The sequence below is a fragment of the Microcoleus sp. PH2017_28_MFU_U_A genome, assembly GCF_020738035.1.
Classification (GTDB): Bacteria; Cyanobacteriota; Cyanobacteriia; order Cyanobacteriales; family Microcoleaceae; genus Microcoleus.
In genome coordinates, this window is record NZ_JAEQCX010000108.1 from 1 (window position 1) to 25525 (window position 25525).

Consider the following 25525-nt stretch of genomic DNA (forward strand, 5'->3'; position numbering starts at 1 on the left):
GGGTTTTGATCTATATTACCTGTTTATCTTGCACTTTTTTCTCCCTCGCGCCATCTAAACCTATGCCACGCAATATGTGATTGATTTTTCAGCAAGCCCCAATTAGAAGAGAGTGTCTGTATAATCTTCTTCTTGGAAAATGGTCTCTCGGGCGATCGACACAATGGTAGAAAGAGGTACTTCACAGAAATATTTTCGCCGGAATTGTTCTTCCCAGACTGCTGCTAGGAATTGCGCTGCATAACGGGCGGCGATGGGGGAATTTGGCACTAAGAATTGAGTTGAGGGGCTAGAGAATAAGGGTTTGGAGGTATGATCTCCGATTTCTCTGGCTTCGGGTTGTCTGGTGATGTGAAAAGCCCGATCGCGATAATTGACTTTGAAACCCAGATGTTTTAACGTTGTGAATCCAAGTTGCAGCGAGGTGTCGCTGATGCCGAGTTTTTGGCTTAGTTGCTGTCTGGTGACGGGTTTGTTGGTGCGGCTGAGGTATTTGGCGATGCCGATTAGCTGTTGGCAGATTTGCTGCGGCGGTAGCAATGGGGGTAAAGTATAGGCGATCGCGAGTTTTTTCTGAGTGTGCTGTGCTTGCCGAAACCAGACGCGCAATTCGTCCCAGCTTGCGGGGCATTCTTTGAGGATAATCGAGTTTTCGCGATCGAGCATTGCTGAATTGTCCGCTAGATTTTCTGGCAGCCTTTCCGATTCCAAGTGTGTGCTAATAACTGCTAGCAACTCTTCATTATTATTATTTATCTTGCGCCAGTCCAATATCCAATCAATTTTAGTCTGCGAACTAACTTGTTTGTCATCCGTGCGTTCCCGCACTGCTATCAACCGCACTTCATAGTTCGACGTATAAGTATTGAAATCGAGTTCGACAGTCGCATCGCACCGCCCTTCGGGAACTTCATCTCGGTAATGTCCCCACCAAATGCCGGGAAATCCTGCATGACTAGATTCATCCCAAATTTCAAAAGAAGTTTTGATATACTTTACTTCTTTTCCCTGTGAATCTTTAATATTTCTATTGTAGATATTCTTAAACCAGCAATTTTCAATCAGCAATTTTGGTGCGGGATTGCCCATGCCGCAGGGTTCAAGCAATTTCAGTTCTTGAAATAACTGTTTGCCTAATTCCGCGACAGTAATTTTTAAGTCCGCTACAACTGGTGCCGATGTCAAACTATCCGTGCTGTATTGCTGTCGCAGTTGCTGATTTATAGCATCCGTAAATAGCGGGATATTTTCAACTGGGAGACTCAAGCCAGCCGCAAAGGGATGACCGCCGAATCTATCCAATAAATGCGCTTGGTCTTTGACTAATTGGTAAAGGTCGATTTGATTGGCGGAACGGGCAGAACCGCGGGCAATTTTAGATTTTGGATTTTGGATTTTAGATTGATAAAGTGTTTCGGAATCCGAGTCAAAAGAATCTATAAATTTAGTTTCTGGAATAGTTTCTTTGATTTCTTCGCTTCCTTCCGTGCAGAATAAAATTACCGGGCGGCCGTATTCTTGGGCGATTTGTCCCGCCACTAATCCTAATACTCCTACGGGCCATTGTGGGTCACTGAGGACGATGACGCTGGTGGTTGACAAGTCTAGTTTGGCTAGTTTTTCGGCGGCATCTTTGGCCACATCTTTTTGCAAAGATTTGCGTCTGGTGTTGGCAATTTCGGTTAGATTTGCTAGTTCTTCGCAGCGTTTTTTGTCCCGGCTGGTGAGGAGTTCTACGCAGAAGCTGGCGGATCCTTGAATGCGACTGACGGCGTTGATTCGGGGGCCGAGGCCGAAGGAAATGTCGGTTGGGCGATCGCCCGCTCGTTTGCACAGTTCGAGCAATTTTGCAACTCCCGGACGGGTGGGATTTGTGATTTGTTTTTGCAGTTGTGCGATGCCGAGTTGTGCTAGGTAGCGACAATCTCCTGTAAGTTGGACTAAATCGGCAATTAAGCCGATCGCCACTAACTCCAATAAATCGGTCAGCGGTCGTTGCGGAATATCCGGCAATGTGTGGTATAGTGCTTCGATTAATTTGTAAGCTACCGCAACGCCGGACAGGTTAAACAGTTGGTGGTTGGGCGAAAAGTACCGGGGATTGATGATTGCCGTCGCTGGAGGGCGATCGTCCGGTAATGTATGGTGATCGGTGATAATTGTATCAATATTTAAGCTGGTAGCATATTCGATTTCCGCGATATTTGTGCTGCCAGTATCGCAGGTAATAATTAAGCTAACTCCAGATTTATGTAAATTGTTTATTCCGGGAATATTAAGACCGTGAGATTCTGTTAATCGGTTGGGAATGTAATAAGTTAGTTGGTCATTTTGAACAAAAAACTCTCCCAATCCGTCCCAAAGTACCGAAGTTGAGGTAATGCCGTCCGCGTCGAAATCTCCCCAAATTGCAACTTTTTCGGCGCTGTTTATTGCTTGCTGGATTCTTTCCATCGCCCAGTTCATTTCTAGTCCGAATTCAAACGGACTTGCTGGTTGGTAAAGTTTGGGATTCAGGAAACCTGGTATTTCTTCCGGGTTTTGAATTCCTCTATAATAGAGAAGTGCAGCGGCATAGTTTCCGGGTAATTCTGGCGCGTGATTTCTGACAGCTTGTATCAGCCAATCAGGGGGTTGGGGTAAGGGTTGATTTTGCAATTCTTGAAGTAGTTGTGTCATAGGTTAATTCATTAATTAAAGTAGGGGCGGGTTCACCAAAAATCTTTAATTCAAATCGACAATATCTATAAACCCGCCCCCACCCAGCGATAGTCCAAAGAGTTTGGATAGTCAAAGGTTATATTATATAGATATCTCCTCGATTATAGCAAGATTTGGCAACCAATTTGTGGGAGTTTCTGCTGGAAGATTTGATGAGGAAGCTTTGGAATTTTGGGTGCGGTTGCAGCGAGTGGCGAATTGACAGGAATCGCAAAGATTGGAACTAATTTGTACTTGGGGGAAGAATTCGCCACCTTCGGTATAGCGCTGTCGCCAGTCGGTTAGCTGCTGCAATATTTGGATTAAATCTTGTTTTGTGCGATCGTGTTCTATTTGATTGTAGGAAAATGTGAGTTTTTGCGGCGGTTCTTCTCCTTGCAATTGTACGAACCAGTATGTCATTGAAACTTGTTCCGGGGAATAGTCACTGGTTTCTACTAGAACGTATAAATAGAGTCGGGTTTGCCAACTTTCGGCTATCCATTTTGATTTTTGAGGGCGGGGATAGGTTTTCCAGTCGAGAATTTGGGCAGCGTTTGGTTCGGCTATTAGCAAATCATAGATAACGGTGAATAGGTAGTCTTGAAAAATCAAGATGCGGGGGTGCTCGGCTTGGCGGAAAATTTGGTCGCTATTTTCTGAATTCGCAAAAAGTTCGGGGGCGGCGTTGATAAATGCTGCCACACATCGTCCTAATTCTGGGTCTTGTTGGGTGATGGATTCAATCGACAATCCTAGTTCTCGCTGCTGCATCAAAAGGTGAAAGTGGCTACCCCATGTGAGTTTTTCTTTGTGTTCAGGGGAGGCGGTGCTTGCGAGTAGTTCTAGGTAGCTATGCTGGAATTTGCGGGGGCATTCTTCAAGGATTTTGAGTTGGGTTTGGGAGAGTCGCAGCATTTTTTTATGATTTTATATTTTAGATTGTTTGTGATTGTAAGGGGTATCGATATTTTTTTGACCGCAGATGTCGGCAGATGGACGGAGATAAACGCAGATAAATTAGGGCGATCGCGTTTTTGGAGGAGAGTGCGATGAGTGCGATCGCCCTTTACGAGCGATCCAATGCTAATTAATCTTCCCCTAATTCTGAAAACAATAATTCCAAGTCTCGATCGCCCCGCAGCACGCGAGCAATATTAATCCCGTCCGCTCTGGGGTAGTAAAAAATCAAATAATCCCTAACAATAAATCCGCGCAAGTTGGGGGCTAAACTGTGATAGCGTTTGCCCATATTGGGAAATTCAGCGACAAGTTTACATTTTTGACGAATCACATCAAAAAGCTCGCTGGCTGTCCTAGGATTATTTCGACTAATATAATCGCAAATCTCATTCAAATCTCGGACAGATTCATCGGAAAATGTATAACTGTTCATTAGCTTTCCTTGTGACTAGACAGTTGTTTAACGTCCAAAATCCGTTGAAGTAGGTATTTGTATACTTTGGAATAGACATAACCCCGATAGAGGTTTTTTATCTAGCGACCTCTGTTCAGTTATTAGTATGCGGGAAAGGGAAAGAGAATACAATGGTTTGTAGCGATATCGCTACTACTTATTTTACACAAAGAGCTGAAACAACGAGGTTACGTCGATCGCCCACTTCAGATCGCCCGTACAAATAAAAAACCCCTGATGCAATCTCTGCTTTAGGAGTTTTGTTTTGAGGCATCAATGTTAATACTTCATCAGGTATAGATACCGGACAACTAGCGTCGCATTCAAGGAGTGTCATGACTTAAATAATGCTAGTCAGTTAAGACGATAGCCGATCGGCACAGATTGCTTGATTGCTCTTACAAGCGAGCGTCCCTTTAGGGCAGGGTTACTGACACTCCTGACTGTTGCATTTTATCGATATTTTCTTGAAGTCTGGCAAATACAAGTTCTCCGTCTGTCACTTTTCCCTCAGCAATTTGTGCAGTTCCAACTTCTATTTTCTGGCGCAGCTCTTCGATGCGTTGTTCTCGTTGTTTTAAAAGTAAGATCGCTTCTCCAATTAATTCTTCAACGCTGCCATATTTTCCGGTTTGAATTTGCGATCGAATAAACTCTTCGTATTCCGGCTTTAAGACAATATTCATTGACTTGCTCCTTTAATTAATAGAAAGGTTACTGCACGATCGTGACATATTTTTTAGATTAACTATGTAGGCGCTGTAAAACGCAATTATGTAAACGATTGTCAAGTATCCAAATGCCCTAAGCGTGGCTAAATTAGCCCTGTTTACATATTTTTACATAGCTCTGTTGAATCCCGCCTACTTACTTACCTTAGCACAAATATCAAAATATTCATAAATTGTGCCCGCCCTAAAGTCGAGCTTGAAAAAAGTATGGTGAGCTGCGGGCGATGGCATTTTTCGTCAACCTCTCTACAAATTCCCAATTTGTTGAGCAAACCACATCGCCGCCGTCCCATTTCCTTCAGTCAAAAGCTTTAAAGTCTCCGAAAGCAAAGCAATTGGCAATCCCTCAAGCGCTACCGAAAACTCGCATTCCTGATACTTCCCATTCTCCTGCAAGCGAAATGCTAATACTCTCACGCCATTAATATCTACTACCCAATATTCAGGAATTCCTAAAGCAGCATACAAGCGCTTTTTTTCATCTAAATCGCTCGTCAAAGTAGTATCGGAAATCTCTGCAACTAAATCGGGAACTCGCCATTGATTGAGATTAATGCGTCGAGGTTCCCCTTTTTGCCACTGCGGGAAATCTCCGCCAATGTATAAAACTTTATCTGGCGCACCTGAACCCACTTTAGATTTTTCAATTACACAACCGCTGAGAGAATCAAAAGTTTGTCCTACTTTGGTGGTAAACCACACAAAAAATATGATAGTAAACAGATCGTTAAATCTGGCGTGCTGAGGCCCTTCATTACCCATATTGATCCAAAGATATCCTTCATGAAAAAAAATTTTGGCTTCCGCTAAAGACGGATTTTCGCAAGCCGCAACATAATCTTCCCATGTTGCGGCTTGCCATTGTGGAATTTTGCCCGCTTCAGGAAGGATGAATTTTGCAGTTATGACAGTCATAATTCACCAACAAATTAAGGATAGTTTTATACTAGCTTATGTGATTTTAGCTAAACAATGAAAACCTGTGCAGCCTAGCTTAAAGTTTTTAGTTTAATCTCAAACTCACATAACTTTCCAATTTTAGAGGGCGATCGCGCGAAAAAAGCCCCTATTTTTAGAGGGAGGGCGATCGCGCGATCGCCCCAAATGTTAGTCTGGTTGCAAGTCAAAGACTACCAGCAGCGAAGCTTGAGGCATGAGTTGACGCAGACACAGCAAGTGCCCGTCAGCATCCGATCGCCTGCGAAACCTGCCCACATCAGTCCGCTGCATATTTGGCATGAGTTTGGCGATCGCCCAAGGGTAAAGCCGTTTTTGGTACGCGATCGCACTAGGATTCGCCGATAATCCCTGTTGATAACCGTTTTGTGGCATAATCTTGTTGTATTCGTAAGGAGTACAGAAAGGGCGTTAGTAAGTTTCTTGGCGGGAATGTACTAACGCCTTTCCCATTAAAATTCAAGCAGATATCACAATAATTGTCAATTGTCAATTCTTAACGCTAAGTTTTAACGGTTATCATATCTAAAGCTGCGATCGGCTGTGGATTTGAGGATTTTAGTAAGTGTTGAATTGTTTGCAAAAGTCATACATTTTTGATTTTCAACCGCAGATGAACGCGGATAAACGCGGATGAAAGAAAGATAAATTGAGGAGAATGAGTTAAGGGGATCGCTTATTCTTCACCCCAAGCACTTAAAAACTCAACTTGATTGTACATTTCCTCTGCGGATTTACTAGCTATAATTTTTACCAAGCGACGCAATTGTTCCCCAACTGAATAATTCTGCTGTCCCAAGATTATCCCCATATGTTCTTCCCCTTGGGTGTTCAAATCAGTATGCAATCGATAAAAATCCCTAGTATTAAAGCTATAGGTTACTCGATGATTTTTATTAGCCCAATACAAAATTTCTTCATCCCTGCGAGACAGCATTCCTATTTCTGCAACAGAAATAACATCAACACTCCGCAGGCGTAGAGCATCAAGCAGAGCCGAATTCATAGCATCTTCGTCTAGCAGCAGTAGAATAATGCTCATGGATTTGTCTTCAGGTTTTTGTAGTGTAACTCTGCTAACTGTTCGTAAGCTGCTTGTTCCTCTGCTAAATCTGTATCAATCTCTGCTCGATTAGCATGATAATACGTTAAAGCTGCATAAACTTGTGCGATCGATAAGTGAGTCATCAGCCTAGCAATTTCTTCCGCACTATTACCCTGCTTGTACAAAACGGCGATGCGGCGGACAGAAGTACCAGTTTCAGCAATAATGGGACGGCCGCCTCGAAGGTTGCGATCGCGGATAATTAAAGTCCCGATGTCTACTACAGTTGTTGTTGTCATACATTTTTTCAATTCAATTAACTTGATTATATAGATTTATTCTGAAAATGTCTAAGTGTTCATGCCCCTGACGCTTCTATTCTAGCGAGAATTGCTTAAAAATTTGAGAAGTCTTAAGAGCGATCGAACTCAATCAAACATCACAAAATCACTCTTTTGTCAGTACAAAAACACTGCCTTCATTCCCGCGCCCGATCCGCAAATCGCTATCCAAATAAGTAACATCTAGCCATCCCTGCTGTTCGCGAGTATCTAACCCAAAATCTACAGCAGCGAATTTTTTCCCCGACTCAATTTCATTGATATATTTAGCAGGAGATTCATAGCCGATTAACCTGCTTAAACCCAAAATCGATCGCTCAAACTTCACCTGCACTCGCCGTTCCGAAGTCGCCTCAAATCTGGCGGCTACGCTGACTATTCCTTCTAAGTAAGGCAAGCCGTAAAGTTCGGCAATGTTGTAAATTTTGGATTCTTTGACGCGGATGGATTGATAAATTTGACCCAATTTCAACAACGGAAAACCGTCAAGATTCAGCAGGGCGCGACTGCTGGTGTACAACAACCGCCAATCGCCATCTAAAAGCTCTGGGGCTTCTACAGGGCGTGGTGTGGGGTTATAATCTTCCAATTGGGCGATCGCACTTAAGATCGCCTGTTTGTCGTTTGGAGTCGCCAGCAAACCGCGATTCTTACCAGCAATTATCTCTAATAGTGCAGATTTTTTAAGCATAAGTTGACAGTTGACAGTTGACAGTTGACAGTTGTCGGTTCGTAGGGGCGGTGGATGGTGCGGGCCCGCCCTCTTAGTTGTCAATAGTGATTAGTGATTAGTTATTAGTTATTAGTATACCAATAACTCATAAAAAACACCCAGCGACTGCATCTGGTTTTGGCAAATAATATATCTGTAGGGGCGAAGCATGACCGCAGTCCATATGGGATGATAACTAATAACTTATATGCGGTCATGCTTCGCCCTCTTCACTAATCAAATGCACCCCAACCAGCAATCAATGCCCGATGCCCCATGCCCGATGCCCTATGCCCAATTCCCAATTCCCAATTCCCAATTACCCATTCCCAATGACTAAAACACCAAATTTCACAAGATAGAGTAGCGTCCGATAGAGGTATGCTGATTCTTGCTCGTTTGTTGCATAACGCCTGAGAACTTCCCCGACGTTGAGAGAACCCTTTTGCTCGATCGCATTCAACATCTCTATCTGAACTTTAACAGAGATTCTCCGGTCTTGACCGAAGCTCGTAAACCAAATTGTGTGCAACTGTCTCAACAGTTCCGGTGTGGCGATCGCACCGAGACTCAAGATCGTATCATCGGTTAAAGTTCTAGTCGCATAATGACCCAACACCCGAAACGGATCGTCCCCCAGCGGATAAGGTGGCTTCCCGGCTTTTGCAGGTGCAGACTCTGGTGCTGAAACCCTAATTTCTGCTAATTCCCGCCACAACTGTTCGTAAGCAGCAATTACTACTTTCCAATCATAAATATCTCTCGCCCTTTGTCTCGCACTTTCACCCATCCGCCTTCTCAATTCCGGGTTTTCAATTAATTTGCACAAAGCGCGGGTGCAGGCGTCAATATCAACTGCTGTGGCTAGGGAAGTGTGACCCATGTAAGTCGGCCAATTCAAACTTCCGTCGAGATAATTTAGCGCTAAATCTAAACAAGCTTCTGGGGGCGGGATGAGTGTGGGAATGCGGAAGCCGTCGATTTCGTGCCGTACTGATTCTTTGTATCCGTTCCAGTCGGAAACAATTGCCGGCAGTCCGTTGGCCATTGCTTCAATGGGTGTTAGTCCGAAGGTTTCTTGAATGTTGTCGGACAGCGAAATAAAAATATCGGAGGCAGACCAAATATTAACTCTAATTTCCGGCTTTCTGCCATCTACAAAAATAGCATTCACCGACGGACAAAAGATTTTCGCGCTATTTTTAAAGTCGGGTTCTTCTCTCGGATCTTCGATCCAACCGGCTTGAATTAAGTGGATTTTCGCCTTTGTTTGTTGGGCGGCGCGTTCCAAGGCGATGTACATTGGTACCGGATGAGCTTTGGCAGAGAAAGTCAATCGCCCGACAAATAGCACGACTATATCGCCCGGAGAAATGCCGAGTTCTTGTCGTTGTCGATCGCCCGCCTGGACTGCTTCCACACCCTGCGGAAACGCGCTGCAATCCACTCCTAGGGGAATAACTGGCAATTTCACCAAAATTTCGGGTTGACCGCCGTTGCGCTGCGCTAAATACTCAGACCACTCCCTCAGAACTCCTTCTACTGTGTTTTTCACGGCGTTAGAGGTGCAGATGAGGGCGTCCCAAGGTTGAACCGGTGCTGTTATCAAATTGCCGATCGACTCCATGACATACTTAGTTGCGATCGTATGGGTAACGCCACAAACGCTGTAAGCCCGCTGATTGACAAATCTGCGCCCCCAAACCATATCGGCAAGGGCGGGATCGGGTCGATAGATTGTACCTGGTTGAGATAGCAAATCTAGTCGATCCGTCGAAATCCAGCGGACTTTCCGAGGTTGTTGCAGCCACGGTTGGATGCGCGAACAAAACTCCTTAAATGTTGCTTCGCTGTCTGTGCAGCAGTAGAGAGAGTCAGCAGTACCGTGTTGGACTAAGCTTTTGAGAAATCCTTCTCCGGCTGAATGACGCCCCAGAAGTCTTTTCCCTCCGGTGTCGTAACCGTCTTTGTGGTATAAAATCGCCGCTGTTATATCCATCCTGAGATTTATTGTTCGAGAATTGGTTGAAGAAGGTAAAAGGCTTTCACCATAAGGCTTTGACGCAAAACCAGGAAACTGTTTTAACCCAACCGCTGGCTGGCCCAGTGTCCCGCGATACTTTCAAAAACGATCGCCTCAGATTACAATACTTATGGCTAAAGAGGGATTGGCAATATCGGATTTTAATGTTATCCTGGCGCCCATGATTGGGGGCGATCGCCCGAACCAGTCAGCCATCCTATCCGATCCGGAACCAAAGAGTGTCTGTGGTATAATGCCTTAGCTCTGCTAAATGCCCGATTTGCAAGTGTTCGATGGAAGGAGCAGTCAGTCGGCACAACATTAGTTCTACTCGATCTCGATCGCGTCTTTGTCTTTAGAAACCGATAATCATGTACAACCCATCTCTGCGTCAAATACCTCGCCACTTACCTGCCGATGTAATTCCATTAAAGCAGCAATCTTCTCTTTTAGACTGGTTGGAATCTAACAATCGCCTCTTAGCAAGGGATGTCCAAGAACCCGACTATCTGCACGAAGAAGAAATTTCCGAGTTGATGGCAGTTGACGACAGCCCTTACGATGATTTAGAAGAAGAAGCAGAAGATGATGCGGGTGTAGGCGACGAATAACTGTAGAATGGTAAGTCGATTTTAGATTTTAGATTTTAGATTCACTTGCAGCTTCGTGAATAACCGGAAGCCGAACTTGAGTCTAAAATTTGGGGAGAATCGATTACTGAAGTTTAGGGCTTGTAACGTTTTTGGCTGGTCAACGAATCAACCAGAAACAGGGAAAAAAAACCAAGAGATTTCCCAATCTCCTGTATCCCACCCTATTCTCGAATTGTCAAATGCTTATTCTCAAATGGTGTGTGTTGAGGAGTGATATGGATAACTTTGTGGATGAGAAAATCCCTTTTACTATGCCTTTCAAACTTACAGGCAGGAATTTATTCCTGCTGCTGGGTTTGGGACTCGGCATTGTAGCGATCGGTTTAGATGTAGCAGCGGGTAGATTTTTGGATGCGCCTGCATCGCTATTTATGCCACTAGCTGTTTGTGCTCTCATTGCATCGGGTTTAGGTTATCTGGTTGTGCCCGTACTCCAGCAACTGAAAGCCGGACAAATAATTCGCGAAGACGGCCCCCAAGCCCACTTAAAAAAAGCGGGAACGCCGACAATGGGAGGCATATTTTTTGTGCCAGCAGGAGTCGTAGTAGCATTACTTTGGTCGAGATTTAACTCAGATGTTGTTGCCGTATCGGCTTTAACTTTAGCTTACGGTTTCATCGGCTGGCTCGACGATTGGCAAATTCTCCGTCGCAAGTCGAATAAAGGTATTTCACCTCGGATGAAATTGGCTTTGCAAGTAGGTTTTGCAGCTCTTTTTTGTCTGTGGTTGATGTTCCACAATCCAACTATTTCTACGAACATTGCTTTGCCTTTCGGTTGGGTATTGCCTTTAGGTTTCTTGTTTTGGCCGCTAGCTGGTTTTGTGTTAGTTGCCGAAAGCAATGCTACTAATCTTACCGACGGCGTTGATGGTTTGATGGGAGGTTTAGGTGCGATCGCACTTTTGGGATTAGGTGCATCTGTAGCATCAACTTCGCCAGAATTAATGATATTTTGTGTCTGCATTAGCGGCAGTTGTTTCGGTTTCTTAGCTCACAACCGCAATCCAGCCCGGGTATTTATGGGCGATACAGGTGCGTTGGCTTTGGGCGGTGCTTTGGGTGCGGTAGCTTTATTAACAAATAGCCTTTGGATATTATTAATAATCAGTGGGATTTTCTTGATTGAAACAGTGTCAGTAATTGCTCAAGTGGCTTATTATAAAGCTACAAAAGGCCCTGATGGCATTGGCAAGCGTCTTTTAAGAATGGCTCCCCTGCACCACCATCTAGAACTCTGCGGCTGGTTGGAAACTCAGGTGGTTGGTATCTTTTATTTAACTAACGGGGTGTTAGTGTTAATGATTTTGATGTTGGCTGGCAACAGTTAACAGCGGATTAGTAACAGACTTTACAGCATATGTAGCTGATATTTACAGCCATGTTGAAAAACAAATAAGATGCCCGTTACACAAGAACTTCATGCAGTTGTGGAACGGGCATCTTGCCCGTTTTAGATAGAATAAAAAAACAGGTAAGATGCCTGTGCTACTAATATTAAATCTAGCTAAATCACAGGCTTTCCGGCCTGTGCCACTAATATTAAATCTGTTGTGGAACAGGCATCTTGCCTGTTCCAAGCTCATAAGCTAAAATGATGATATAGCCTTTATCAGAAAGATGAGGTATGACTATAAATGGAGTTTTTGATGCGACCTCGCTTACTATATAATAAATATAAGAGGGCTCCCATCCCAACAACGTACCTCACTTTTTTGAGAACCGCTATAATAGCCCCAGTTAATGCAATGGAACTTAAAAAAAGACAGGGCAATATTTGGATAATTGCTTCATCTGCCAGCATTCTATTGCTAACTGTGAGTTCCTTTTTTTACTGGAAACTTGTTAGACTGGGTTATGCTGTTCCCATTCCCTACATTTTAGATGTTTTTTGCTTAAGTAATTGTCCGGCTGATGAGTTAAATGTTTTACATACCCAATTACCACCAGATAATTTATTCAACTACGGCAAACCCCTATCACAAATTTTAGGCGAACCGGATAAGTTAGATAAAAATAGAATTTCCATCCTGGTGGAAAAATCAAAATACAGATTGACTGTCTATGAAAACAAAAAGCCTGTCAAATCTTATCCTGTTGTATTTGGCAGCAATCCCGCAGGCGATAAACTAAAAGAAGGCGATTCGCGGACGCCGGAAGGAATTTTTAGCATAAAAGATTTTTATCCTCACGCAGCTTGGTCGAAATTTATCTGGCTGGATTATCCCAGCAAACAATCTTGGCGAAAACATATCAAAGCCAAGCAAGCAGGTACAATCAAATGGTACGATAGTATTGGCAGCGAGGTTGGGATTCACGGCGTGCCTGCTAATTCAGAGAAAATTATCAAAGAGCGATCGAATTGGACTTTGGGTTGCGTTTCTCTGGAAAATAAGGATGTTGACGAGTTGTATCAGTTTGTACAAAAAGGTACAGAAGTAGAAATTATTAGATAACTGGTTCGTAGTAAGGACTTTAGTCCTGATTGACTCAACAAGCAGCAGAGAGGACTGAAGTCCTCATTACAAACTGGCAAGAGAGGACTGAAGTCCTCACTACAAACTGGTTCGTAGTAAGGAATGCAAGTCCTGATTGACTCAACAACCAGCAGAGAGGATTAATGAACAGTGAGCAGTTTTTACCGATTGTTTCGGTTGTGGTACCTGTTTATAACGGGGAGACGGATTTGCCGGATTTAATTGAGTGTCTGCGATCGCAAACTTATCCAACAAACAGAGTAGAATATCTCTTAGTAGACAACAAAAGTCGCGATTACACTTCAACTATCCTTCAAGCAGCAGCCAAATCCCCCAAGCAAGAGGGATTCAATCAAATCACCATTCGCAATCTCACCGAAAATACGATTCAAAGTTCCTACGCAGCCAGAAACAAAGGAATGCGCGCCTCAACAGGCGAAATCATCGCCTTTACCGACGCAGACTGTCGCCCCGAACCTCAATGGTTGCAAAATTTAGTCGAACCATTCGCTAACTTAGAAATAGGAATTACCTGCGGTGAAATCCTCGCCCTTCCCGGTAACACTCTCTTAGAAAAACACGCCGCCCGCGAAAATACTTTATCTCAAAAACATACTCTCGCTCACCCTTTTTGTCCCTACGGTCAAACGGCTAACTTAGCTGTGCGCCGAGAAATTCTAGCACAAGTCGGTTTGTTTCGCCCCTACCTTACGAGCGGTGGCGATGCGGATTTGTGCTGGCGGATTTTGCGGGAAACATCCTATAAAATGTATTTTGCCGAAAATGCGATCGCCCGACACCGCCACCGCAATACAATAAAACAGTTACAAAGTCAATGGTATCGTTACGGCGAGTCGAATAAATATTTGCACGAACTCCACGGTGTCGATTTGATGCGAGAATTCACCACAGGGGAATATTTGTATCGGCTGGCTAGATGGCTGTTAAAGGAATTGCCGGTTGCTACTGCTAAATGTGCGTTAGCGAAGCCCTCGAAGAGGATCGCCCGTGCCGATCTGGTAGATTTGTTAAATACGCCGATCGGTCTCATAAATGTCAGGGCAAGGGCGATCGGACAGCGACAAGCCAAACTCCCAGAACTAGCTCGGGAAATTGAGCGACTTTAATCCTTAGAAGAAGACTGGGCGGTTGAAACCGCGTCTATACAGGCAAAACCCGCCGGACGCCGGTTGAAGACCTATCCTATGTTATTCTCTCTTGAGTCCGCGGAGGCGGACATCGTTTGTGTAGGCGCGGTTTCAACCGCCGTCTGATCTTTACATCCGATAAGCAGAATTTATCTGTATATAAGTATGCTGAATTAGGAAATATGAAAATTTCAGGCAATCCTTAATATAAAATTAATAAGTCTATTTTGAAGCGCGCAGTTTCAGAACGACGAGAAACTCGCATTTACCCCCAAAATTTCTTTACTTCTGGCGAATGGCCTCAGCCTTCTGGCGTCGAGATTATTCTCAGATTTTTCAAGTTTTGTAACAATTACAGGTAGTGCCAATGGCTCAAATCCTACTCCAGACCGTTTGGTTTATACCTTGCTATCCACTCATCGGCGCATTTCTGTCGATATTGTGGTTTCCAGCAGTAACTCGCCGCACGGGGCCTAGACCCTCCGGTTACGTAAACGCCATCTTAACTTTCTTCGCTTTCCTTCACGGCGTCATCGCCCTGACAGCTATCTGGAACCAACCGGCACAACACCAGTTCATTCCCTGGCTGAATGTGGCAGGTTTAGACTTAACCATTCCCGTAGACATTTCTGCTGTCACCGTCGGGGCGACAGTTTTGATTACGGGACTGAATTTTCTGGCGCAGATTTATGCAGTCGGCTACATGGAAATGGACTGGGGCTGGGCTAGGTTCTTTTCCCTGATGGGGCTGTTTGAAGCGGGGATGTGCGGCTTGGTTTTGTCCAACTCTCTGTTTTTCAGCTACATGATTCTGGAAGTCCTGACTCTGGGAACTTACCTGCTAATCGGGCTGTGGTTCAACCAGTCTTTGGTGGTGACGGGCGCCCGCGATGCTTTCTTGACTAAGCGGGTAGGAGACTTATTCCTGTTGATGGGAGTAGTTGCAATTCTGCCGCTGGCTGGAACTTGGAATTTTGACGAATTGGCAGTTTGGGCTAAGACTGCAAACATTGACCCCACAGTGGCGACGCTGTTGAGTTTAACTTTGATTGCCGGCCCGATGGGCAAATGCGCTCAGTTTCCCCTGCACCTGTGGCTGGATGAGGCGATGGAAGGCCCTTTGCCGGCAACGATTTTGCGGAACACAGTGGTTGTGGAAACCGGTGCTTGGATTTTGATTAAATTGCAGCCCGTGATTGCATTGTCGCCCGTCGGGCTGAAGACAACTATTATTGTGGGTGCTGCAACGGCGGTGGGTGCGTCTTTAATTGCGATCGCCCAAATCGACATCAAGCGCACGCTTTCCTATATAGTTAGCTCTTACATGGGCTTGGTATTTATCGCCGTCGGTACCGGACAAACCCACACAGCTTTGACATTAATCTTTGCCTACACCTTAGCAATGGGTTTGTTGGTGATGAGCATCGGTTCAGTAGTTTGGAACAGCATCACTCAGGATGTCCGATATCTCGGCGGTTTGTGGGCGAAGCGGCCGATATCGGGAATATCGTTTCTTGTTGGCGCCGCTGGAGTGATGGGCCTGCCACCCTTCGGCTGCTTCTGGGCTTTATCAGAATTAGCAGGCGGGCTTGCTAAAACTCATCCTTCACTGTTAGTAGTAGTGCTGTTTGTGAACGGCGTGACTGCTTTTGGCTTAGTGCGCGTTTTCGGTTTAGTTTTCGGTGGCAAACCGAAGCAAATGACCGAACGTTCCCCCGAAGTTGCCTGGCCTTTTGTCTTGCCGATGACAGTGTTAATGGGATTTACCTTGCACGTCCCACACTTGCTCGCCGCCTGGGAATTACTGCCTTTGGCAACTTTGAATTATACTGCGGCCGGACTGTTAGCTTTGTCAAGTGCGATCGGCATTGGTGCCGGAGCATTTATTTACCTGAACGAAAAGTGGGAAAAACCAGTGCGAATTGGTTCTCAAGCCGTGCAAGACTTCTTTGCCTACGACTTTTACACCGCCCAACTTTACCGCGTGACAGTAATATTTGCAGTCGGTCTGGTTTCCCAAATCATATCCTGGTTCGATCGCAATATTGTTGACGGATTCGTTAACTTAATCGGTTTTGCCACAGTTTTCGGCGGGCAAAGCCTCAAATACAACGTTACGGGTCAAACTCAGTTTTATGCCCTGACAATTCTCTTCGGAGTGGCACTTTTAGGATTGCTCGTAAGCTGGCCTCTGTTGGCTCGCCTCTCGCTGATTGTGGGCGGGTAAAGAGATATAAAGTTGAAGATTTTAGGTGACACTTTTAACCTAAAATCTTAAATAAATGAAGTCTTGAATAAAGATTTCAAACTCAATCCAACAAGGCAGAATACATGAAAGACGATCGCAGACAAGTAAATCTTTCCCGGCGCAACTCCCTCAAATTTGTCGCAGGAGCAATAGGTACAGGAATACTCGCAGCACGAGTAGGTGCTGATGTGGCTTCACCCGAACCAGCAATTGCTCAAAATGACTTCACTCCCGATGTCGCTTTGGCAAAATTGATGGAGGGGAACAAGCGATTTGTTGACAGAAAACGCCAAAGTCCCAACCAAGACTTACCCCGCCTCGTTGAAGTTGCCAAAGCTCAAAAACCATTTGCTGCTATTCTCGGCTGTGCAGATTCCCGCTTTCCTTCTGAGATTATTTTCGATCAGGGATTGGGAGATTTATTTGTATGTCGCGTAGCCGGAAATGTGGCTACTCCAGAAGAAATTGGCAGCCTGGAATTTGGCACACTGGTGTTGGGAGCAAAAGTGCTGGTAGTAATCGGTCACAAACGTTGCGGTGCAGTAGATGCAACCATCAAAGGCGCTCAAGTTCCCGGTCAAATTGGCAGTTTGCTCGACGCAATTAGGCCTGCTGTAGAAAGCTCGAAAGGCGAAGCAGGCGATCGTTTAGAAAATGCCTGCAAAGCCAATGTGGTGCTGCAAGCTAAAAGGCTGAAAGCATCTCCAGTTATCTCAAAGTTAATTCAAGAGAATAAGCTGAAGGTGGTTGGTGGATATTACGATTTAGACACTGGTGCAGTCAATATTTTGATTGAGTCGTAAACAGTTGAGAGTTGATAGTTGATAGTTGTCAATTGTTAAATACCAACTGTTGAAAAACCTCTTGGGAAAGCAGTAAAATTTAAACTGTCTAAAAACTTAGATATTAACTATCAACTGTCAACTATCAACTATCAACTGTCAACTGTCAACTGTCAACTATCAACTGTCAACTGTCAACTGTCAACTGTCAACTGTCAACTGTCAACTGTCAACTGAATCTTCACTCTTCACACATTATGCTTAGTGCGTTGCTCTGGTTGCCCGCGTTGGGCGCTGCGGTAGTCGGGTTCTTGCCCGGAAAAATGAATGCGATGCGGGTGCGCTCCGTCGCTTCCGTCTTCGCTGCTGCCGTTTTCCTGTTGAATCTCTGGCTGCTAACTCAATTTGACACGACAAATGCGGGACTGCAATTTCAAGAATATTTGCCTTGGATTCCGCAATTGGGTTTGAGCTACAACTTGGGAATTGATGGCTTATCTTTGCCACTGTTAGTTTTAACCGGATTGCTGACGCTATTAGTGATTTACGGTACTGGTGAAGGTATGGCTCGCCCCCAGCTTTACTACGCTTTGATTTTGCTGATCAATGCGGGGGTGGCGGGAGCTTTGATGTCTCAAAATTTGCTGCTGTTCGTCCTATTTTACGAGCTAGAATTAATTCCTTTTTACCTGTTGATTGCGATTTGGGGCGGCAAACAGCGCGAATACGCTGCGATGAAGTTTCTGATTTACACGGCAGTTTCGGGACTTTTAGTTTTAGGCGGATTTTTGGGCGTAGCTTGGCTGAGCGGCTCTTTAAACTTCGATTACAGTGCAATTACTACTCAAGATTTGCCCTTAAACACGCAATTAATCTTGCTAACAATTGTCTTGTTTGGGTTGGCAATTAAAATTCCTTTAGTGCCCCTCCACACTTGGCTGCCGGATGCCTACGTGGAAGCTTCGCCAGCAACAGCAATTCTGTTGGGAGGTGTTTTGGCGAAGTTGGGAACTTACGGCTTAGTGCGGTTTGGTTTGCAGATGTTTCCCGAAACTTGGTCGATAGTCGCTCCTGGTTTAGCGATAATCGGTACGGTGAGCGTGATGTACGGTGCTTTGAGCGCGATCGCCCAAAAAGATATCAAGCGCATGGTAGCCTATAGTTCGATCGGGCATATGGGCTACATCCTCGTCGCCTGCGCCGCCGGCACCAAACTCTCCTTAATCGGCGCTGTCGGGCAAATGGTAAGCCACGGCTTGATTTTAGCCTTGCTGTTTTATCTCGTAGGCATCATCGAAACCAAAGCCGGCACACGGGATTTGGACGTGCTCAACGGCTTAATGAATCCGATGCGCGGTTTACCCACAGCGAGTTCGCTGTTAGTTTTGGGCGGCATGGCCAGCGCCGGAATTCCCGGTTTAGTCGGTTTTATCGCCGAATTTTTAGTATTTCAAGGCAGTTTCTCAGCATTTCCAATTCCGACTTTACTGTGCATTTTAGCCTCCGGGTTAACAGCAGTTTACTTTGTAATTCTGCTCAACCGCACCTGTTTTGGAAAGTTGGACAATGCCACGGCTTACTATCCTCCAGTGAAGTTTGCCGAAAATATGCCAGCCCTAGTTTTAGCGGCAATCATTTTCTTCTTGGGAGTTCAACCAGTGTGGCTGCTGAAGTGGAGCGAATCTACTACAAATGCGATGGCAGTAACTCTATCAACGGGCAGATATACTCAAGTAGCTGTCAGCTATCAATCTGAGAAATAGAATGGGAGAGGGGGAGAGCGGGAACTCAGAAAAATCTTTTTTCTTCCTTCTTACTTCTTCCTTCTTTTCTCTTCCATCTTCCTTCTTCCCTCAACATTCATCCATTGAATCGGTTAAACCCGCTATACAATTCGTTACCGAACTTCCCTCTGATATCATCTCCGGTGGACTGACCACAATAAGATTAGTTTGTAGTGCGGACTTCAGTCCGCAGCCGGAGCGGACTTAAGTCCGCACTACGAACTATTTTTGTTATGGTGATCGACCGGACATGATATGAATTCGGATTCTAATTATGGTAAAATAAAAACAACCAGTCAACTACCACCATAACTGTGTAAAAGTTTGGAACACCGCAAAAAATTCTAAATTCAGGTGCAGTTACAGCAATTTCCCTACTAGCAACTTCCAAGCATTGCGCTGCCGCAGACTTTGCGAATATTTCTAAATATTGAGATTCATTCAAACCAAGGAAGAAACAATGGTACAAACTCCTACTAAACCAGCAACTAAACTGCCTCCTTCCAAACACGAATTTGCCGAAGTCATTCACAGACTGGAAGCTGGCGGCGCGATGATTCCAGATACGCCGGAAAATCTGATGCAAATCATCGCGATTTGGAAGGCCTACGCGGTACCGATGGATTTCTATTGGCGGGATTTACTTTACATCGCGGAACGGGTATTTTTAAACCCACTTCCCTTCTTTAAATACTTCTTACCCCAGGAGTATTTAGACTTGCAAAATCACTATTCAGGTGACGGTGCAGATTTACGGATTTGGCGGGGGACTGGAAGCGCACACCCGGAACTTTTGGAGTTCATGGAAAATGGAGAAACTGGCAAAAAGCCACGTTTGTTTCACCATTTGTGGCACGATCGCATTAACATGGAATTTGCCGAAGAGTGCATGAGGTCAATGCTGTGGCACCGGGGGATGTACGTTCCTGTCAACCAGTTTGACCCCTATCTCGACAGCGACGAATACAAAGCAAATGCCGATCGCGCAATTAAAGCTTACTTCAAAAAAGACCCGTTCATGCTGGGCCTGCACAAAGCATTTCCCGAAATGTTTTTGGAACAGTGCCGCCAGATGTCTTATTACAGCAATCTCGGTTTATTCTGGGAAGTAATGGCACCCGTGTTTTTTGAAGTTTCGGACTTGTACGACGAAGGGAAAATTACCACAGTACCCCAGGCGATGGATTTCCTGGTAAATGGTATATTTGCGATCGCCGGTCGTCCGATTTACCACCACGTTCTCATCGACGGCGAAACCTACGAAATCATCCCAAAATCCAAAGGTTTCACTTGGCTGTACGAGGCAGCGCTACCCTACGTAGAATCGGTATTTTACCGCACTTCGCCGTTCCGGGGAACCAAATCTTACAACGCCCAAGCCAAGGAAGTTCCCGACGACCAAAAAGACTTCCACTACGGTATTTTGTATGCAGACAAATTCCCTGTAGGAACTGCCGGCATCCCGCCGACGCTGCTAGCCCAAGATATGCTGCACTTCCTGCCGCCTTATTTGATGGATTTCTACAGGCAGCGATGCCGCGGCGAAGATGATATCCTGAATCAGATTGGGGTGACGTTCCAGCGATCGATGTACTGCGTTACTTCGGCGGTTATTCAAGCTTTGCGGACGGCGCTGCTGTATCCTTTGGATGACCCGAATCCGAAACATTTGAAGGCAAATCGGGCGTTTTTCGAGTCTCAGATCGATCGCTTCTGCCGCCCGGAATACGGCATGAAATATGCGGCGAAGTTGAAAAACATTCAGACTTCGGATTACAGGTAAAAGATGTTTTTGGGCGAGGGAAGACGGCGGTTGAAACCGCGTCTACACAAACGATGTCCGCCTCCGCGGACTGAAGAAGGTAACATAATTTTAACCGCCAACTCTTCAAATATTCAACCCGCGGAGGCGGGTTTTGTCTGTGTAGGCGCGATTTCAATCGCCGTCTTTTTAAGGAAATAAATCGAACATATGAACAGCAAAGACCTAGCCCAATATATCGAAGCAACCGATGGGATTTCCAAACCGTGGCTGTTGGTGCAACTCCGGATGAAAAAATTGCAAGAAAGGCGATCGCAAATTTCTACTGAAGAATATCTCAAAGAACTTACCGATCTTCACCAAGATTTAATGAATCTGGGCGAATGGTGGGTGGGAATTGAAGACGAAGTGTTTTAATTAATTACCGATGCGAATACACTATAGATTTTCATAACCTTTAAATTTGACTAAGGTTTTGCCAATCAAAGCAAAGATCGATGGGAGGTGACATGATTTGCTGGTTGTTTTTGATTTAAATTTGCGAGTGATTGCCCGATCAACATATTTTTATATACAATATTTATTGAGATTATTTAATGCTTGACATTATAAGGTTAATTAGGTAAAATTAATAATTATTTTATGTTGATTGATTCATATAAATCATCAGTAGGACTCCGTTAAGGTCTTAATCATCTAATCCGCCAGTCGGGTAGGATGCGTTAGCTTTTCACATTTTTTGTGATGTGTCAAGCGAATGGTCTGACGCACCTTAGGACTGAACTAAAAGGCAGGTTATCGGTAGAGAACAAAATACTCTCCTGCTTGAATTTTGCACGGAGTTGAATGTGCTTGCCACATTCGATTGGATTCTTATATTAAATATAGGCACATCGAAATGGGACAGATAATTATTAATGAATTCCGCCGTGACGGCAATTTTCAGGGCGACGAGTATGTGGAAATTTTACTAACTGAAGACTTAACAGTAGCTCAGCTTCAATCCTATTTTATTGGCGATTCGCAAGATCCGCCAGAATTTAAACTTTCTGCTTATCAATTTGTGAATATGGCGAATATTGCTTCTGTCTTCAAGGCAGGAACAATAATTGCGATAGGTGGCTCAAATGTGATTCCAGTCAATGATATTAGCTACAATCCAGTTCCTGGCGGGAATGATGCTGATTGGAACATTAAATTGTTGATAAATAACGGTGCAGGTGGTACATACCTAAATAATGTTTTAGTCGCCAATAACCGGCTAGGAGGAGATTTTGCAGGGTCAGATACTGTTTGGGTAGATACTAGCAGTACGGGAATTACTTCTGTTGATTCAATCGCCTGGCCGACAACTGGTTTGGGAGCATTTGGCAATGCAGCTAAGGTAAAAATTGCCGCTCCGAATAACGGTGGCAATGTCGAATTCATGAGCGCGATCGGTGGTGTGGATAAAACTGCTAATTATGCTGTTAACACTTCCGGTTCTCTCGGCGTACCCAATTTCGGAATTAACACTATTTATATTAACAGCCTCCGCAACCCGCAGCTCAACAGCGCTCCAACTTTAACAAATTCTAACGCTAATAGTTTAACTGCAATTAATGAGGACATAGAAAATGTAGCTAACACGGGTTTTAGTATTTTCAATATCACTAGCCAGTTAGGCGCTGATGTTAATAGCGATCCGTTGGGTGTCGCAGTCACAGCAGCAGACAATACTAACGGCAATTGGCAATTTTCAACTAATGGCAATACTTGGACAAATTTTGGGCCATTGTCGCAAAGTTCAGCAACAATACTCGGCCCGACGCCTCTTTATAATGGCTTGCTTGGCAGCACTCCCAGTTCTCAGAATTGGCTGTCTTTGACCAACTCCAATATTATTGCTCCTACCACTATTGCTTCAGAAATATTAAGCGGTAATGGAGTTAATTTAAACAGCACGGCTGCTAATAATATCTATGCTGGCTATACCAATAATCCTTTAAGTCCGTTATTTCCGTCGCTCGATCGCACGCAGGGATTTAGCTTATCTTTTAATCTGCAAATTATCTCCGAAGCCCGTATCAATGCCAATCGGGCGGGTTTTAGCATTGTTACCGTTACGAGCGATCGCAAAGCAATTGAAATCGGTTTCCAGCAGCTATCTGCAACTACGGGCAATATCTTTGCTCAAGCAGACGGAATTACTCCCAATCCGGGCGGACAAACGAATAGCTTATTTGTGGCTGCTGAAAATGCTGCTTACAATACAAATCTTGCTACTAACTATACTCTGAAAGTTTTAGGCGACAATTACTTTCTTTCGGACGGTAGTAATAATGTTATACTAACGGGGCCTCTGCGAAATTATGCTGCATTTACTGGCGCGATCGACCCCTATGAAACTCCTAATTTTCTATTTCTCGGCGACGACACAACCTCGGCCCAAGCTAACATCAACTTAACGCGGGTTTCTCTGCAAACGCCTGCGAAAGTCCGCTTTGTACCCAACCCAAATTATTACAGTATCGCTGGCAGCGAACCAACAATTACGGTGCGGGCGTGGGATGGAACGAATGGAGTTGGTAACGGTACTGTGGGTGTGAACGCTTCAGTTACTGGAGGAACAACGCCGTTTAGCACTAATTCGATCGCACCGACGATCGCAGTTAATCCAGTCAATGATGTACCTTCGTTTGTCAAAGGGGGCGATCGCACTCTCAAGAGTAACTCCAGCGCGCAAACCATCCCCGGCTGGGCGACGGCGATTTCTCGGGGCCCCGCCAACGAGTCGGGACAAACTCTCGCGTTTCAAGTTACGGGGAATGACAATGCTGCTTTGTTTAGCGTACCACCTGCGATCGACTCGGCGGGCACGCTAACATTTACACCGGCCGTAGGGGCGATCGGCAGTGCTAAGATCGCTGTCAATCTCAAAGATAATGGGGGCGTAGCTAACGGCGGTGTCGATACATCCGCCAGTCAAACTTTCGTCATCAATCTCACCAACTTGCCACCTGCTGGACAAACAGACAATTACACGATTCCCCACACCAAGGTATTCAACCAGCAAGCCCCCGGAGTATTAGGCAACGACAGCGACCCTGACGGCGATATTTTGACAGCCAAGGTATTGTCAAATCCCAGCAACGGCAAGGTCGATTTTAAGGCTGACGGTTCATTCAGCTATATTCCCAATCCGGGTTTTGCAGGGCCAGACAACTTCAGCTACAGCGTCAGCGACGGAGTATCGCCGTCTGGGGCTGTTGCTGTCAACCTCACTGTTACCAACCAGCCACCTGCTGGACAAACAGACAATTACACGATTCCCCACACCAAGGTATTCAACCAACAAGCCCCCGGAGTATTAGGCAACGACAGCGACCCCGACGGCGACCCCTTGACGGCAAAGGTATTGTCAAACCCAATCAACGGCAAGGTCGATTTTAAGGCTGACGGTTCATTCAGCTATATTCCCAATCCGGGTTTTGCAGGTACAGACAACTTCAGCTACAGCGTCAGCGACGGAGTATCGCCGTCTGGGGCTGTTGCAACTTCAACAGTGACGGTTCATTCAGTTACACTCCCAATCCGGGTTTTGCCGGGCCAGACAACTTCACCTACAGCGTCAGCGACGGAGTATCGCCGTCTCCCGCTATTTTCGTCAATCTCAATGTCACCAACCAGCCGCCGATCGGACAAACAGACAATTACACGATTCCCCACACCAAGGTATTCAACCAGCAAGCCCCCGGAGTATTAGGCAACGACAGCGACCCCGACGGTGATATCCTGACGGCCAAGGTATTGTCAAATCCAATTAACGGCAAGGTAAATTTCAATACTGACGGTTCATTCAGCTATATTCCCAATCCGGGTTTTGCAGGTACAGACAACTTCAGCTACAGCGTCAGCGACGGAGTATCGCCGTCTGGGGCTGTTGTACAGTACCTCACTTGATACTGCCCTCAACGTTTCTGCGATCGCAGGTGTCTTAGGCAACGACAGCGACCTCGACGGCGACCCGCTGACGGCAACTTTATCAACTGGCCCCAAAAATGGCAAGGTCGATTTTAAGGCTGATGGTTCCTTCAGCTATACTCCCAATCCGGGTTTTGCCGGTACAGACATTTTTAGCTACAGCATCAGTGACGGCATATTGGCATCTCCTGCCATTTCGGTGAATATCAACGTCACCAAGTTGCTAACCAACCAGCCGCCAGTAGCAAATAGTGACAACTATACAACTCTCCACACCAAGGCACTGAATGTTCCAGCCCCCGGAGTCCTGGGCAACGATAGCGACCCCAACGGCGACCCCTTGACTGCCACAGTGGAGTCACTTCCCCAAAACGGCAAGGTCAATTTCAAGGCTGACGGTTCCTTCAGCTATACTGCCAATCCAGGTTTTATCGGTACAGACAACTTCAGCTACAGCGTCACTGACGGCATCAACCCACCTGTTTCGGTGCCGGTCAAGATCAATGTCACGAATCAGCAGCCTCAGGCAAATAGCGATCGCTACAACACTCCCCACAACAAGACACTCAATATTCCAGCCCCCGGAGTCTTGGGCAACGACAGCGACCCCAACTAAGTATCAATGTCACGAATCAGCAGCCGCAGGCAAATAGCGATCGCTACAACACTCCCCACAACAAGATACTCAATATTCCAGCCCCCGGAGTCTTGGGCAACGACAGCGACCCCAACAGCGATCCGTTGACTGCCAAACTGGTAACATTACCCAAAAACGGCAAGGT

22 protein-coding genes and 1 pseudogene are annotated in these 25525 nt (G+C 45.4%); 13 read left to right on the forward strand and 10 right to left on the reverse strand.

Translation table 11 applies throughout. The features are described from left to right. Positions 1–102 precede the first annotated feature (102 nt). The 10 genes from JGK14_RS25260 to JGK14_RS25305 all read right to left on the reverse strand — a co-directional run bounded on the left by JGK14_RS25260 (position 103) and on the right by JGK14_RS25305 (position 9902). A complete protein-coding gene (locus JGK14_RS25260; RefSeq protein ID WP_325315617.1) occupies positions 103–2679 on the reverse strand; it encodes a single-stranded-DNA-specific exonuclease RecJ in 2577 nt (858 codons plus the stop codon). A 123-nt stretch (positions 2680–2802) separates the two neighbouring features. Further along, the gene (locus JGK14_RS25265; RefSeq protein ID WP_293197216.1) at positions 2803–3618 is read right to left on the reverse strand and encodes a PD-(D/E)XK nuclease family protein; all 816 of its coding nucleotides are present in this window, start codon (positions 3616–3618) and stop codon (positions 2803–2805) included. A 172-nt stretch (positions 3619–3790) separates the two neighbouring features. After that, positions 3791–4096: a type II toxin-antitoxin system RelE/ParE family toxin gene (locus JGK14_RS25270; protein ID WP_293181991.1), complete on the reverse strand. Its 306-nt coding sequence runs from the start codon at positions 4094–4096 to the stop codon at positions 3791–3793. A gap of 437 nt (positions 4097–4533) precedes the next feature. Further along, positions 4534–4803: a type II toxin-antitoxin system ParD family antitoxin gene (locus JGK14_RS25275; RefSeq protein ID WP_293181993.1), complete on the reverse strand. Its 270-nt coding sequence runs from the start codon at positions 4801–4803 to the stop codon at positions 4534–4536. Between the two features lie 291 nt (positions 4804–5094). After that, positions 5095–5763: a Uma2 family endonuclease gene (locus JGK14_RS25280; protein WP_293181995.1), complete on the reverse strand. Its 669-nt coding sequence runs from the start codon at positions 5761–5763 to the stop codon at positions 5095–5097. A gap of 192 nt (positions 5764–5955) precedes the next feature. Continuing rightward, positions 5956–6180: a hypothetical protein gene (locus JGK14_RS25285; protein WP_293181997.1), complete on the reverse strand. Its 225-nt coding sequence runs from the start codon at positions 6178–6180 to the stop codon at positions 5956–5958. Positions 6181–6481: 301 nt separating this feature from the next. Beyond that, complete coding sequence (locus JGK14_RS25290) at positions 6482–6847, reverse strand: DUF5615 family PIN-like protein (RefSeq protein ID WP_293181999.1); 366 nt, start codon at positions 6845–6847, stop codon at positions 6482–6484. Then, positions 6844–7149, reverse strand: a complete 306-nt coding sequence (locus JGK14_RS25295; RefSeq protein ID WP_293182002.1) for a DUF433 domain-containing protein — start codon at positions 7147–7149, stop codon at positions 6844–6846. Before JGK14_RS25295 ends, JGK14_RS25290 begins: the two co-directional genes overlap by 4 nt. A gap of 148 nt (positions 7150–7297) precedes the next feature. Continuing rightward, entirely contained in the window at positions 7298–7882 is a 585-nt protein-coding gene (locus tag JGK14_RS25300) for a PAP/fibrillin family protein (RefSeq protein ID WP_293206790.1), read from the reverse strand. A gap of 340 nt (positions 7883–8222) precedes the next feature. Then, a complete protein-coding gene (locus JGK14_RS25305) occupies positions 8223–9902 on the reverse strand; it encodes a glycosyltransferase family 4 protein (RefSeq protein WP_293281768.1) in 1680 nt (559 codons plus the stop codon). Between the two features lie 395 nt (positions 9903–10297). Between JGK14_RS25305 and JGK14_RS25310 the strand changes: the two genes are divergently transcribed. From JGK14_RS25310 to JGK14_RS34120, 13 genes and pseudogenes are all read left to right on the forward strand, one after another. After that, the gene (locus JGK14_RS25310; RefSeq protein WP_293157481.1) at positions 10298–10537 is read left to right on the forward strand and encodes a DUF3134 domain-containing protein; all 240 of its coding nucleotides are present in this window, start codon (positions 10298–10300) and stop codon (positions 10535–10537) included. 257 nt (positions 10538–10794) lie between these two features. Beyond that, positions 10795–11910 (forward strand): phospho-N-acetylmuramoyl-pentapeptide-transferase, encoded by a 1116-nt coding sequence (gene mraY, locus JGK14_RS25315; protein ID WP_293182007.1) that lies wholly within the window; start codon positions 10795–10797, stop codon positions 11908–11910. 417 nt (positions 11911–12327) lie between these two features. Continuing rightward, positions 12328–13035 (forward strand): L,D-transpeptidase family protein, encoded by a 708-nt coding sequence (locus JGK14_RS25320; protein ID WP_293182009.1) that lies wholly within the window; start codon positions 12328–12330, stop codon positions 13033–13035. Positions 13036–13199: 164 nt separating this feature from the next. After that, positions 13200–14183, forward strand: a complete 984-nt coding sequence (locus tag JGK14_RS25325; RefSeq protein ID WP_293277186.1) for a glycosyltransferase — start codon at positions 13200–13202, stop codon at positions 14181–14183. A 388-nt stretch (positions 14184–14571) separates the two neighbouring features. Continuing rightward, a complete protein-coding gene (locus tag JGK14_RS25330; RefSeq protein WP_293218744.1) occupies positions 14572–16431 on the forward strand; it encodes an NAD(P)H-quinone oxidoreductase subunit F in 1860 nt (619 codons plus the stop codon). Positions 16432–16535: 104 nt separating this feature from the next. Continuing rightward, positions 16536–17255 carry a carbonic anhydrase gene (locus tag JGK14_RS25335; RefSeq protein WP_293218746.1) on the forward strand — a complete coding sequence of 240 codons (720 nt, stop codon included), beginning with the start codon at positions 16536–16538 and terminating at the stop codon, positions 17253–17255. 236 nt (positions 17256–17491) lie between these two features. After that, the gene (locus JGK14_RS25340) at positions 17492–18997 is read left to right on the forward strand and encodes an NADH-quinone oxidoreductase subunit M (RefSeq protein ID WP_293182017.1); all 1506 of its coding nucleotides are present in this window, start codon (positions 17492–17494) and stop codon (positions 18995–18997) included. 481 nt (positions 18998–19478) lie between these two features. Continuing rightward, the gene (locus tag JGK14_RS25345) at positions 19479–20801 is read left to right on the forward strand and encodes a CO2 hydration protein (RefSeq protein ID WP_293218748.1); all 1323 of its coding nucleotides are present in this window, start codon (positions 19479–19481) and stop codon (positions 20799–20801) included. Between the two features lie 189 nt (positions 20802–20990). After that, a complete protein-coding gene (locus JGK14_RS25350) occupies positions 20991–21197 on the forward strand; it encodes a hypothetical protein (protein WP_293218750.1) in 207 nt (68 codons plus the stop codon). A gap of 1009 nt (positions 21198–22206) precedes the next feature. Further along, positions 22207–24321, forward strand: a pseudogene (locus tag JGK14_RS25355) (cadherin-like domain-containing protein); the annotation flags it as partial. Next, a complete protein-coding gene (locus tag JGK14_RS34115) occupies positions 24294–24722 on the forward strand; it encodes an Ig-like domain-containing protein (RefSeq protein ID WP_442921481.1) in 429 nt (142 codons plus the stop codon). The pseudogene JGK14_RS25355 and the gene JGK14_RS34115, both read left to right, overlap by 28 nt. Next, positions 24703–25359 (forward strand): cadherin-like domain-containing protein, encoded by a 657-nt coding sequence (locus JGK14_RS25365; RefSeq protein ID WP_325315619.1) that lies wholly within the window; start codon positions 24703–24705, stop codon positions 25357–25359. Before JGK14_RS34115 ends, JGK14_RS25365 begins: the two co-directional genes overlap by 20 nt. A 2-nt stretch (positions 25360–25361) precedes the next feature. Continuing rightward, positions 25362–25525, forward strand: a 164-nt coding sequence (locus JGK14_RS34120) for an Ig-like domain-containing protein (protein WP_442921482.1), incomplete at its 3' end; no start/stop codon positions are given.

Bases quoted from the DNA above. Each gene is read 5' to 3' on its own strand.
- JGK14_RS25260 (WP_325315617.1), bottom strand. From the start codon at position 2,679: ATGACACAACTACTTCAAGAATTGCAAAATCAACCCTTACCCCAACCC.
- JGK14_RS25265 (WP_293197216.1), bottom strand. From the start codon at position 3,618: ATGCTGCGACTCTCCCAAACCCAACTCAAAATCCTTGAAGAATGCCCC.
- JGK14_RS25270 (WP_293181991.1), bottom strand. From the start codon at position 4,096: ATGAACAGTTATACATTTTCCGATGAATCTGTCCGAGATTTGAATGAG.
- JGK14_RS25275 (WP_293181993.1), bottom strand. From the start codon at position 4,803: ATGAATATTGTCTTAAAGCCGGAATACGAAGAGTTTATTCGATCGCAA.
- JGK14_RS25280 (WP_293181995.1), bottom strand. From the start codon at position 5,763: ATGACTGTCATAACTGCAAAATTCATCCTTCCTGAAGCGGGCAAAATT.
- JGK14_RS25285 (WP_293181997.1), bottom strand. From the start codon at position 6,180: ATGCCACAAAACGGTTATCAACAGGGATTATCGGCGAATCCTAGTGCG.
- JGK14_RS25290 (WP_293181999.1), bottom strand. From the start codon at position 6,847: ATGAGCATTATTCTACTGCTGCTAGACGAAGATGCTATGAATTCGGCT.
- JGK14_RS25295 (WP_293182002.1), bottom strand. From the start codon at position 7,149: ATGACAACAACAACTGTAGTAGACATCGGGACTTTAATTATCCGCGAT.
- JGK14_RS25300 (WP_293206790.1), bottom strand. From the start codon at position 7,882: ATGCTTAAAAAATCTGCACTATTAGAGATAATTGCTGGTAAGAATCGC.
- JGK14_RS25305 (WP_293281768.1), bottom strand. From the start codon at position 9,902: ATGGATATAACAGCGGCGATTTTATACCACAAAGACGGTTACGACACC.
- JGK14_RS25310 (WP_293157481.1), top strand. From the start codon at position 10,298: ATGTACAACCCATCTCTGCGTCAAATACCTCGCCACTTACCTGCCGAT.
- mraY (WP_293182007.1), top strand. From the start codon at position 10,795: ATGGATAACTTTGTGGATGAGAAAATCCCTTTTACTATGCCTTTCAAA.
- JGK14_RS25320 (WP_293182009.1), top strand. From the start codon at position 12,328: ATGGAACTTAAAAAAAGACAGGGCAATATTTGGATAATTGCTTCATCT.
- JGK14_RS25325 (WP_293277186.1), top strand. From the start codon at position 13,200: ATGAACAGTGAGCAGTTTTTACCGATTGTTTCGGTTGTGGTACCTGTT.
- JGK14_RS25330 (WP_293218744.1), top strand. From the start codon at position 14,572: ATGGCTCAAATCCTACTCCAGACCGTTTGGTTTATACCTTGCTATCCA.
- JGK14_RS25335 (WP_293218746.1), top strand. From the start codon at position 16,536: ATGAAAGACGATCGCAGACAAGTAAATCTTTCCCGGCGCAACTCCCTC.
- JGK14_RS25340 (WP_293182017.1), top strand. From the start codon at position 17,492: ATGCTTAGTGCGTTGCTCTGGTTGCCCGCGTTGGGCGCTGCGGTAGTC.
- JGK14_RS25345 (WP_293218748.1), top strand. From the start codon at position 19,479: ATGGTACAAACTCCTACTAAACCAGCAACTAAACTGCCTCCTTCCAAA.
- JGK14_RS25350 (WP_293218750.1), top strand. From the start codon at position 20,991: ATGAACAGCAAAGACCTAGCCCAATATATCGAAGCAACCGATGGGATT.